General features: G+C 43.1%; 7 protein-coding genes. All 7 read right to left on the bottom strand.

Annotated elements, in window-relative coordinates; translation table 11 throughout:
- Positions 1–17: 17 nt before the first annotated feature.
- Genes BLS59_RS05990 through BLS59_RS05960 form a run of 7 tightly spaced genes read right to left on the bottom strand, consistent with a single transcriptional unit; the run spans position 18 to position 12,516 of the window.
- The gene (locus BLS59_RS05990; protein ID WP_091146148.1) at positions 18–1,718 is read right to left on the bottom strand and encodes a LamG-like jellyroll fold domain-containing protein; all 1,701 of its coding nucleotides are present in this window, start codon (positions 1,716–1,718) and stop codon (positions 18–20) included.
- Positions 1,719–1,743: 25 nt separating this feature from the next.
- Positions 1,744–3,669: a M60 family metallopeptidase gene (locus BLS59_RS05985; protein WP_162842563.1), complete on the bottom strand. Its 1,926-nt coding sequence runs from the start codon at positions 3,667–3,669 to the stop codon at positions 1,744–1,746.
- Between the two features lie 11 nt (positions 3,670–3,680).
- Positions 3,681–5,408 (bottom strand): LamG-like jellyroll fold domain-containing protein, encoded by a 1,728-nt coding sequence (locus BLS59_RS05980; protein ID WP_091146142.1) that lies wholly within the window; start codon positions 5,406–5,408, stop codon positions 3,681–3,683.
- A 31-nt stretch (positions 5,409–5,439) separates the two neighbouring features.
- Positions 5,440–7,059 carry a DUF5008 domain-containing protein gene (locus BLS59_RS05975; protein WP_091146138.1) on the bottom strand — a complete coding sequence of 540 codons (1,620 nt, stop codon included), beginning with the start codon at positions 7,057–7,059 and terminating at the stop codon, positions 5,440–5,442.
- Positions 7,060–7,093: 34 nt separating this feature from the next.
- Positions 7,094–7,813 (bottom strand): fasciclin domain-containing protein, encoded by a 720-nt coding sequence (locus BLS59_RS05970; RefSeq protein ID WP_091146135.1) that lies wholly within the window; start codon positions 7,811–7,813, stop codon positions 7,094–7,096.
- A gap of 18 nt (positions 7,814–7,831) precedes the next feature.
- A complete protein-coding gene (locus tag BLS59_RS05965) occupies positions 7,832–9,343 on the bottom strand; it encodes a RagB/SusD family nutrient uptake outer membrane protein (RefSeq protein WP_240315156.1) in 1,512 nt (503 codons plus the stop codon).
- 17 nt (positions 9,344–9,360) lie between these two features.
- Positions 9,361–12,516 carry a SusC/RagA family TonB-linked outer membrane protein gene (locus tag BLS59_RS05960; RefSeq protein ID WP_091146132.1) on the bottom strand — a complete coding sequence of 1,052 codons (3,156 nt, stop codon included), beginning with the start codon at positions 12,514–12,516 and terminating at the stop codon, positions 9,361–9,363.
- Positions 12,517–12,530 lie beyond the last annotated feature (14 nt).

The following is a 12,530-nucleotide window of genomic DNA, read 5'->3' as shown; positions in this document are numbered from 1 at the left end:
TTGCTATTTGGTGGCTTTTATTTTATAAACTCCAGTTCGTAGTTTGATAACCATCCTACGCCATCCAGGCTCCAATCGCTGGATACCGGCACTTTAAGCCAGTAGAAGGTTAAACCTGCTACATCCGGGCCGGTAGCTACTATGGATACGGCACCGTCAACCACATTTTGCGGGGTACGGCTAATTGGAATATCATTTCCAAGCGCATCCCAGGTTGCAGGGCCTTTCATCAGCATATTGTAGCCGGTTGGCGCAAGGTTTGATATAACAGCGCCGCCGCCATCGTCAATTGGCCAATAACCGGTTAAATTACCGTAGTTAGGGTGTTTGGTGATATCCTTCAGGCCTATATTAGCCAATATAGTTGCACCATCCAAAGCTGTGTTAAAATACTCCACATCCCCGGCATAGAAATCAGCATAAGCGTTCGCGATGTCGCCAGGTCTGTACCCTATGGTAAGCGGGTTAGGCGTACTTATATTATTTGTAGACGTAATATCGGCAGACCCTATCTGTATCCCATCAGTATACACAGTTGCCGTTCTTACGCCATTGCTAAGTTTTACCGTTATGGTAATGGTATGCCATTTACCATCAACAATAGCGTTACCCCCTATTTGAATTTTCCCATGACCTCCGTTTGCCGATCCTCCAAATTCAACACCATATTCAGTTCCTGATTGTAAGATCATCCAACCGGTGATGGTTGATCCGCTAATCCCTGTACTCTTCGAAAAAAAGCAAGGATAATAGCTTGATGAATTTATTTTCACCTGTATCTGTACAGTAAAATCCTTATTTGTTCCGGCATCATATAAACCATTATCGTTCTTAACATATGCATCTGTTGTAGTACCGGTAAAGTGCATGGTGTTAAAGCCCGATTTGGTTACCTCTCCCTGTTTTAAGTTTGGATTTGAGCAGATGATAAAACCTGGCTTTGGGTTGGTATCGCTGCCGCCGCGGTTGGTGGTTACAATAACCAGCCAATCTTCATTAGCATAATTTTTACGGGTTTTTAAAGCGGTTGTTATTGCGCCTATATACTCATCGGTTTTAGTGATGGCCGTTTTATATTCGGCGTTATCGGCGCTGTAGCCAACTGCTTTTCCGGCGGCTTCCACATCCCTGAAATCAACCAGGATAGCTTTGGCACTGTTGTTTTGAACAATGTTTACAGCCGAATCCTTAACCGCTGCATCATTAGCCGGCAGTATGCGATGATCTGCATGTATCATGTACTTGTTTAGTGCAGCATCGGTAGTAATGGTTACCGTTTTAAACTCTGGCCTTACATCAAGTAACCGCGACAAAAATGTAGGAAATATTGGTGTTGGCGCATCCGGATCGCCCTGATCTGCAACCGGGATATAGCTATCATTAACTATACCGTGTTTTGCCGACGATACACCTGTAAGCATACTTGCCCAGGTGGCGGCATCTGACGATACCGCATCGGTAAGTACGTTATAAGTATATTTACTTGTTTTGGCCAGATCACCAATATTTGGCGGACTAACTTTTTGCAGCTCGGCGCCTGCAAGGCCATCAATGGTAATGATGAGCACTTTCCGCTCGGCCTGCCCGTTTAAACCCGATCCGTATTCTTCAAATATCTGGGGAGGGTTGTTGTATTTTTTACAAGCATTAAGCACCGTAAGCAGTGCTAAAGCCATGCTGCAAAGGGCAATACTTTTATTTTTATAATTTATCATCATTTGGTTGTTAATGATTTGCTGTTAATTATTTAATAACGTTTATTTCTGCTAATGCCGCGTTTGGTGTATTTGTCCAGGCATCTTTCAGGATCACTTTATAATATTGAACGGTTTTGCTGGCCGGGAATAAATACTCCGAGCGTGCAAATGCATTACCAATTACAGTTGAGCCAACAAGCGTCCAGTTCACGTTATCGGTGCTGGTGTATACATCGGCATTTTTAGGTCTTTGCGCAGTACTGTTTCTTGGTACAAAATAAATACCCTTGGCAGTTACCGGGCCGCCGGTGTTAAGCACAATTGTATAAGGATATACAGCTGTTGCACGATACCATTGCGAGTGCCAGTAAGTATTGTTATCGCCATCAATTAAAGCAGCGGCATGGCCGTTGATCGCGCCTTCGCCCTCTGTTTCTTCGGAGCTTACGGTAACGGTTGTTTTGTAGGTGATAGGAGCTGTACCGCCCTCTTTGGTCATAGGGTTATACGTCCATATTTGTTTAGTTAGCAATGGATATTTAGCAGCTATTGCAGCTTTTGACTGCGAAGAAACACTGATACCCCATGCATCAAAAAATGGTTTCAAGTCTGTTTTGGCAAATTCCGAGAAACGCTCATAAACAAAATCCTGCTTGTCCTGGTCTGTGTTTGACAGGCGCTGCGCATGCCGGGCAGCAGTATACAAGTACGGCATAGCATCGTAACCATATATTCCAAAGATCTGCAGGAAAGGGATCATCCTCCTGAAAGGATCGTTCATTACCGTTATGGTATTAAAGTTAGTTGGATCGTTATTGGTAGCAGCAAAATCCAATGCAGGCTGAACATAATCAGTAGGCTCATGCTGTATGGAAAAATCGGCGCCGTTACGGTTGGCTACTTTAAAGCTAAAAAGGTTGTTTGTAGTTTCGCCAAGTGTGCTCCAGCTCCAAACATTACCCTGCTGGCAGTTATGGCCAAACTCGTGGTAAGTACCCCAGTTGGCACCATGCAAAAGCTGATCTATACTAACAACGCTGTTAAACCACTCGTTATCCATAGTAGCCACCACCGGGAAGCCGTTATGACCATAGCCAACGCTTGGCTGAATATCCAATACCTCTCTCCAGGCACCCTGCGGGCTCCTGTCCCTTTCATCCGCGCTCTCGTCCGACAGGCCCATCCAGCCGTTGTAATCCAGCTCAAACACGTTATTCCATGCCGTCATTAAAGCCGTTGGATCGGTAAGCGGTTTGGCCGAATCAAAGTTTTTGATCAGGAAATCTCTTGGGATCAAAAATATAACGCGATTTGAGCGCAACTCCAGCCACGGAACGGTTGAGGCTTTTACCTGCGCCACCCACGCGGCATTGTTAGTGGTACCCAGTACAAAATCAGGTGCTTTTGCGGCGCCTGTAATAGTAAATTCAACAGGCTGCACTATAGCAAATGATGCACGGATGTAAATGGTACCACCATACGGGTTACGTACATAGTTTACACCAGGGAATAAAGCTTTTACTGTGTAAATAAGCGGATCTCTTTGTAAGCTTAGCTGGCCTGTTAAATCATCTGTGTGGCCGCCTACCTGTACGCTTAATCCACTGGCTCCGGCAGGAACAACTATTTTAATCAGCTCGCCGGCCGGTGCCCAGTACCCTGTGCTAAACTGCGGTTCGGGAGCTACAGAAATACGCAGTATAGATGCGTTTGACGATGAAAAGTTTAGGTTTAAAGTGAATTTTTCGTCCTTTACCCTCGGCTCCGCCGGATCGATCAATCCGGGGAAGATACGGGCGCGGGAATACATTGATCTGTCGACACGCGACATAGAGGTATCAATTGTAAGGTCGCTTGCGGGAGCAGTACTTGGTTTGTCATAGCCATCCTCAAATTTCTTATTATTTCTTCTGCAGGATAAAGCGCCCAACAGCAAAACCGCACAAAGGATACTTAAATATATCTTTCTCATTTCTTTATAATTTATGGTTTGATGTCTGAATAAACCGGTGTCCATGATTTGCCATCCAATCCCCAGGTTTCAGGAATATTGATGCTCATCCATTGATAAATTTCAAAAGGAATATCAACGTTATTAGGAACCAACCTGAAAAACGATGCGTTGATATCAGGGCATAGGGCAGGGCTCAGGTCGCTGAAGTTTTCCCAGCTGCCAGTTGCGCTCACCAAAAGATCGGCACCTTTGCCTGTTTGTTCTTTCAGTTTGTTTCCTGAACCCTCGGTCATAGGCCAGTAAGCGGCCAGGTTTGCATAGTTTGGATTTGTATCGTCGATACTGGTTTTGCAGGCATAATCAGAAACCTGCTGCGTTGTTAAGGCCACATTGTATATCTGCAGATTAGTCATCAATATTGATAGGTTATCATCATCATCGCCCGTTGTGTAACCTACTTTAAATGGAACCGCGTTATTGGGGTTATTGCCATTCATAGTTTGTGTTTCATTCAGTACACCATCGGTATATACCCTAACCTGGCGATTTTTACCATCAAATACGGCAGTAACCTTATGCCACAAACCGTCATTTAAAGCAGTACCATGTGCCTGGCTGGAAACAGATGTATTCAGCGTCCAGTTACCGTCTTCCAAAAACATATTCCAACCCGGACCGGTAAACGTTTCAACACGTTTAGACAGAAACGTTGGATAATAGAATGCGTCGGGCGGGGTTTTTATTAAAGCCTGAACCGTAAAATTTGGATATACACCATAATTAAAAGTGTTTGGATCCTGCAGTGTTGCGTTTGTAATTTTTGAGCCGCCATAACCAAAATTTATGCTGGTGTTTGTATAAGCAATGTTATTAGTTTCGGGCTTAGGAACAAACAGTGTGGTAAAACGGGGGTTGTAAAACGCTACAAAAGTATTCCTTGTAGCATCGCCATATGATGTAAAATCGGTAGCGTTAGGGTCGGGTGTAATAGCACCGCCTTTGTTTGATGCTATTATAACCAGCCAGTTTTCTGAAGCGTATGTTTTACGGGCGGTTAAAGCTGCCATCATTTCGCCTACATAGCCATCAATTTTAAGAATGGCATCTGTGTATTTGGTATCGGTATCTTCAAAGCTGCTGCTTTCCCCGGCCAGTTCGGCGCTGTGCAATTGGGCAACTACCAGTTTGGCATCTTCGTTATTCAACTCATCTTTAACAGCGTCTTTAACGGCAGCGTCGTCATTATCAAACGTTTTTTGAAACGTGGCATCGGCAGCCAGGTTAGTGTTAAAGCTTGTCGTAGCAGCTATTGATACCGTGCGGTAATTGGTATTTGCTTGTTTTAAACGCGAAAACAAGGTTGGATAAGCCGCAATGTTATTCCCGGCGAAATCCTCAGAAACAACCTTGTGTTTATCGTCAGTTACACCGGTTATCATGTTTGCCCATGAACCGGCATTTGTTACTGTACCTGTTCCAAAATCGCTTAGCGCATCGTAAGCGTAAATGGAGTTCTTAACTATTTTTGAAATATTTGGTGCGCTGAGCGATCTTAATGCACGCCCTCTTACACCATCAATAATAATGTAAAGCACCTTGCGGTTTTTAATGTTGATGCCCAGGGTATCGTTCTTTGTCGATTCCTTTAGCTTGTTTGGAAAATCCTTATTACAGGTAAACAGCATACTTGCAGCAAGTGCAAGGGCCGTAACGGCTGCTATGCTTTTCGCCAGATTTTTGCGGGTATATTTTTTCATTTTGTTACTATCTAATTATTAGTATCCCAACTTATTTTTTCAATTCAACACGTACAATGTTGCCAACCCTGGTATTATCAAACTTCACAAAATCGCCCACTAAAACCACGGCAGGGTTGCCCAATGCCGATGTTGTTTCAATTACCTTGTTTATCTTCCCTTCAAAAGCACCAGTATTGTTATATCCCGCAGCCAATGACCCATCGGCATTAAGGATCATGAAACCTTGCCTTACAATAGCGTTGTATTTATTGAAGTTTCCGGATACAAGTATTTTGCCGTTATTTAACTGACCTGCAAAGTTGGGCACACCACCTACAAGCTCGCTAAACTGGAAGGTATCGTCGGTGCTGCCGTCGGCATTTAAAAGCACTACGCCGTTTTTGTTTTTGCCATCAAAGGTTTTAAATGCGCCCGCCAATATAATTTTGCCTGTAGTGGTATTGTAGCGTACCGAGGTTACTGCGCCATCGGCACCTGCACCTGCTTTAAAGGTTTCATCTACACTGCCATCTAAATTGAGGCGAACAATGTGGTTGGCCGATACACCGTTAAAGGTTGAGAAAGCACCTACAGCAACTATTTTACCATCGGTTTGCATAAAGGCATCGTTAATATCGCCATTACCACCTGCATAACCCTGGCGGGTAACGGGGTTGTAATTAAAGGTTGAATCCATTGTACCATCGGTAGTAAGACGGGCAATCTGGTTCATTTTAGTAACATCAGCTACCTTAAAATCACGGGTTGAACGTAAGTAAAAATACTTTACATAATTTTGGAAATTACCCAGTATGGTTATTTTGCCATTGCGTACAAAGCTTTTTACCACACTGCCGTACACACCGCCATTAAAGGTGGCAACAGTATCAAGCCCCAGCGACGGGATAGTTGGTTTAAGGTTGATAACCTCTATGGAAGCCGAATCTAAAGATCCATCAATATTTAAGCGGGTAATACCGTTAATACCTTTACGGTTATTGAAGGTGGCTAAAGAGCCGCCAACAATGTACTGCCCGTTATCTAACCGGTTTATGGTTTGCAGCGTACCGCCTGCCCCTGCACCAGCATTAAAATCGGTTTGAAACTGGCCATCGCGGGAAATGAGAACAATACGGTTAACCGGTGTGGCTGGTGCCTGGCTCTCAAAGTTGGTAAAAGCGCCAACCATAAGATAACTGCCATCATTTGTTACAAACAAATCATTGATGGCGGCATTGGTACCATTCACTGCTTTAAATGATGCATCAATAGAAACCTTACCATCTACGGTAAACCTTGGACCAAAAAACGACTGGCCATCTGCTATTACGGTAGTACCGCCAGAGCTTGCATTTTCGGGAATGGTGATTGTTACTGTACTATCGCTTACATCAGTTACCGTTGCCTCAATTTCATTCACCAGGAATTGAAAATTACCTTTATGGCTTAATAAGCCGGTTACTTTAAAAGTAACCGCGTCGCCGGCACTGCCGCTGTTAGGGTTAGGATCTTCGGCAACGAACTTAATACCTAAAGACGATTTACCGCCGCCGTAAGGATCTGCCTGCAGTACAGCTGTTTTTTTACAGGAAACCTGCACAAATAAAAGCAACAGCAAAGATGCTTTTATGAGGTTAAGGCCTGTGCTTTTTATATAGTTTGAAATCATAATTTCTTAATATTTATACAATTAACCTTAATAATTACTCGGTGGCTTTACTTATACCCGCAGATTCGGCGGCGTTAACAAATCGCCGGCTATCAAACCCCAGCACATGGTTTTGGAATTGCAGTACATGGATAACCCCGTTAGTTGGCTGAATATCTGATGTAGCAACCGGTGTGTTAATTAAATTTATGGTTGGGTTTGAAAAATCAGGGATGTAAGAAAAGATAAGCTGCCTGTAACCCACATATTTTACACCGCCCGCGCTGTTATAAAACACGCCGATGTTCATGGTTCTGCCTCCGTATGAAACATAGCCCTGGCCCGGGAAGGCATTCATGGCGGCAGTATCAATCTGCGGAATATCCTTTAACAAGTAAGTTCCCTTAAAAACATACTCAGATAACAGATCTTTCCACACCTGCGGCGCTACCTGCTCCAGCTGCGATACGGTATCTTTTCCGTTGCTGCGTAAATCGTTATTTAAGTTTACAACCGCCCGGTGAATTGATGAACTTGGCGGTGCAAAAAAGGTTACGTTTTCTTTTTGGAAAAGATCTTCCATGCCGGCAATTTTAACCACCATGGTAAGGCTGTCGAAAATAAACGGCTTAGCTTTAAGATAATCTAATATGGTACCATCGTACTTAGCCTGGTGTAAGCCGGTATTGTAAAAGTAGCTGTCCTTTTTGCAACCTGCCAGTAAACAGGCAGCAACAAGGGATATTGCTATAGCTGATTTTATGAATTTATACATGATATTTTTTGATTAATGTTATTGCCAGTAGTTGTTTAAAGTAACGTAAGGGTTATTGGTAAGGGCGCTTTTATCAAGCGGCCATGCCCAGGCACCAGCCTTAAAATCTTCTACCGAAATTGGGTGGTAGCAATACTCTTTATCCAGGATTTTTTTGGTGCGCACAAGGTCATAGTAATAATGGCCCTCTCCCATAAGTTCGCGGGCGCGTTCATACCATATATCATCTTTCAAATCCTTACCAATATCTGTCACCGGATCGGCTTCGGCCCTGGCCCTAACTACGTTAAGTGTTGTTTTGGCACCTTCATCATCACCAAGTTCGGCCTGTGCTTCGGCACGCAGCAGTATGGCATCTGGTAAACGGAAAACCATCAGGTCATCATCTGGTAGTACGTCTTCACCTTCGGCGGCAAAAATATTTACGAATTTCAGCAGTTCCCATTTGCCATCGGTTGAGTAAAGGGTTGCCGGATCAAACCAGGTAGTAGCCCTTTTATCAGGTGTATTAAGCGGATAAAGCTTGGTAATAAATTTGTTGTCGTAATAGATGTAACTTTTAGTGATTGACTTTACCGGTTTGTGCGGATAGTGCAAAACCATATCAGTAAAAGTGTTATACTCATAACTACCGGTTGAGTATTCGCCATAATTTAAACTACGTAGTACTTCAAATAAGCTCTCTTTAGTACGCCCTTTAAAAATCTCTTTGGTACGTGTAAGTGGTAACAGGCCATAACTGTTGTTGCCCATAATTTCGGCACCCAGGCTATTAACGGCGGTATAATACTTTGTTTTGTTGGCATCATCAAAACCGGCTGCCCACATGTTCATGTGCATAAGCAGGGCATCGGCACTGCCGCGCATAGCCCGTATACCTACCAGCGACGGATCTTCATAAGTCCAGGGCAGGTCATTTTTTACCGCCATCATATCGGCAATACCGTTGTTCAGTACCTGTACCAGGGGCATTCTTGGCAATGCTACCTGGTTGTAAGCATTGGTGTAATACGGCACATCGCCAAATTGGCGCACTAAAAACAAATAGGCCAGGTTACGCAAAAATACAGCCTCGGCACGGTATTGCTTTTTTTCGGTAGCCGAAAGCGAAGGAACATCATTGGCTTTAACATACAGGATATTTGCCGACTGGATCATTTTATACCAGCCATCCCATTTGGTTAAACCCACGTAATTAAAAATTTGTGAGTAATAATCATTTGGATTACCTAAAAGAGTTCGCAGATTATTTGTGGCGATATAGGTAATATAGTCACGACCAAGGCCCGGTGTCATTATAGCAGGGCTGCAACGCAGATCGCCGGTGGTAGCAAAATAGGCCGAGCTCAAGGTATTTTCCCTGAATTGGTTATATATCCCAAGCGTAAAAGACTCCACATCTTTTTTGTTTTGCCAGTAATTATTACCAGACAGGTTATCTATCGGTGTAACATTTAAAAACTTTTTACAGCCCGAAAAGATGAGGCTCCCGGTAAGTAAAATTAAAAATGCACTAAAAAATCGTTTCATAATATTCATTTTTAAAATTAGAATTGAACTTGAAGGCCTAACGTGTAGTTCCGTGGATTAGGATAACCACCCGAAATATCTTTTCCCAGGTCAGTTACACTTTCTGGATTTGCACCTGAGTAATTACTGAATGTGTGCACGTTATATGCAGTACAGTAAATACGTGCCGATGATATACCCCAACGTTTGATCACTTGTTTCTTAAAGTTGTAAGAAAAGGTTACCTGGTTAATTTTCAGATAAGATCCATCCTCCTGGAACAGGGTTTGGTCATACCTGAAGGGCGAAGTTTGCGATGCCCTGGTATAATCATAAGGATTAGGGTAAGTAGCATTACTACCGCTTGCTTTCCAATAGTTATAAGCCGTTAACGGAACCAGCCCGCTTTGGTTAGTAGGATTTGCAAAGCTTTGGAAGCGTGAGGCCAGGTCATTATTTAATATATCCCTAACGGCTGTGAACGAACCGCTGATGTTTAGTGAGAACGGGCCATATTGCATAGATGAACTAAAACCACCGGTTATCAATGGCTGTGAGTTACCAGCAGCCACAAAGTCGTTCTGGTCTAAAATATAGTCGCCGTTAACATCTGTCCATGAAGGGTCGCCTTGTTTAAAGTAGGTGTAGCTTAGGCCGCCGGTGCGATATCTTAAACCGGTCATCGGATCTACCGGAACGCTTGAGTTAGTACTGTAAACACCTTTGGTGTTCAACAATACGTTTGTTAAACTATTACGGCCCAAACGATACAGGATGTTTTGCCCTGTTGACGGATCAACTACCAAAAGCTGGCTGGCGTTATCAGGCAGGTGAGCCATAATATCCTTATTAAAGGCACCGTTTACAGATATCTGCCATGATAATTTACTATCTGTTGGCAATGGGCGGGCTGTTAAGGTTAGCTCGTAACCATAATTCACCAAACTCATTTCGTTTGTACTTACCTTTTGAAAGGCGTTTATGGTAGCAATATCCTTCTGGCGCAGCAAATTATCTACCTGTTTGTAGTAGGCATCAAACGTTACCGAAAACTTGCCGTTAAGAAAACCGGCATCAAAACCACCATCGTATTGTGTGGTAGTTGTGGGAGTTAAACCAGTGTTGGGTATAGTTCCGTAATCTAACTGAACTGTAGGATCCTGGTTGTAATTGGTACCGGCTGTGTAGCGGCCATATACATCGTATACAGAACCGGTTGGCACAATGTTTTTACCGTAACTAAAACGGAAAGAACTATAATCTAACCAGTTTAATGACTGCATGAAGTTCTCTTTGTTAAAGTTCCAGCGTAAACCTATCGACGGATTTTTTGAGTAACCGGCATCGGGTCCGTTGGTTGATGAACCATCTATACGATAGGAAAGGTCTAATACATAAATCTGTTTATAGTTGTAAGAAAATGAACCTGCCAGTGAAGCAGTTTTCAGATCGGTGAGGCTATTTAGCGTACCGCCAGATGAGTTATACCAATCATAACCCAGCGGGCCTTTGATCTGATCATTTGGAGTGCTGCTTTGCTGTATAACATCGGCCCTGTAATTTGTGCTGTTTATCTCGCTAAAAATGTTAACCCTGAAGTTATGCTTACTATTAATGGATTTATCATAAGCCAGCCCTGTTCTGTCATATAAAGTATTTTTCCGGTCGAAGTAATTGTAAATCTGATAAATATCTGCCGGTTTAAGCCCGCTAACATCATTAATTAATGCCTCGGGTTTAAACTTTTCATTGCCCATTGTTAAATAATTAAAGCTAAATGAATTGGTTACCCGCAAGCCTTTAACAATCAGGAAGTCGATATCAAGGTTGGTTGTAATGTTAACCGTTTTGTTTTCATTTTGAATGTCTAAAGTATTTAACAAACCGTTACTTGCTGTAAACAACGATGGCGCGGGTAATAACGACGATGATGCACCAGTGGTACCCACGCCTCCTTGTGTTATGCTATTACCACCACCAGTGCTATTATAAGCCAATTGGTTGTTAACAGCAGCCGCCAATTTAAACCGATCATTAGGCTGGTACAGGGTATTCATGATCAGGGTATACCTTCTAAAATCGGTATTTTGTACAATACCTTTTTGGTCATAGTAACCAGCGTTTACCTTGTAGTTGAACTTGCTTTCGCCGCCCGACATTTCAACGTTGTGATCCTGGTTAAAGGTGCTCCTGTAATACTGCGCCTGCCAGTTGGTAGCGTTATTGTAGAAAGCATTTAAACTATCAGACAGGAACGGCGTGCTGTTAACCGTATTTAGCCCGTGATAATAATTGGTATCATTTTGCATGATCTCGTCAATACGCATTAACCGCTCGCCTTTACCGCCAATCACTTTTCTTAAAGGCGGCGGCTGCGAGAAAGTAAAGGCACCGGTGTATTTAATAATCGGAATTTTTGAATTACCTCTTTTAGTAGTTATTAAAATAACACCATAAGCACCACGCGAGCCGTATAGCGAGGTAGCCTGCGCATCTTTCAAAATTTCGATGCTTTGAATATCCTCTACAGGAATCAGCGAGATAGGGCTTAAACCCGGGCTGGCCTGGTCAAAACCGTATGAGTAATTGCTGTTATCATCAGTAGGAAAACCATCTACCACAAACAGCGGTGATGTTGGTGTTAAAAAGCCCGATCCTGTTACGTTAACGTTTGATACACCGCGGATGTTAGCAGAACCGCGCATACCAGGGGTACCATTATTATTCTGGATATTTAAACCGGCAACTTTACCCTGTATAAGGTCCATTACGTTGGCAACCGGTGCATCCTGGATCTCTTTAGCGGTAATAACAACGCTCGATCCGGTTGATACTTCCTTGGTTTTGATAGCGTAACCGATTTTAGTGATTTCTTTCAACGCGTTCACTTCTTCAACCATAATAATGTTTATGATTGTGGCGCCCTCTATTTTGCGGGTAATTCTTTTATAACCCAAAAAGCTGAAGCTAAGCTCGCCATCCGGATCAACGCTTACGCTAAAATTACCCTTAGCATCGGTTTGTGCCAACACAACAGCAGGCTTGCCGCCCCATACCATTACACCGGGTAACGGTCTTTTTTCTGTTTTGTCAATTACAGTTCCCTTAACTACAACTTTCTTTTGCTGGGCCCGGGCTTCGTTACGGAAGCCGAGCAACAAAATCAAAGAAAATATTATAACTGAATATCTCATATTAGATCTTATAT

The sequence above is a fragment of the Mucilaginibacter pineti genome, from assembly GCF_900101875.1.
Taxonomy (GTDB): Bacteria; Bacteroidota; Bacteroidia; order Sphingobacteriales; family Sphingobacteriaceae; genus Mucilaginibacter; species Mucilaginibacter pineti.
This window is presented reverse-complemented; position numbering and strand designations above follow the sequence as displayed.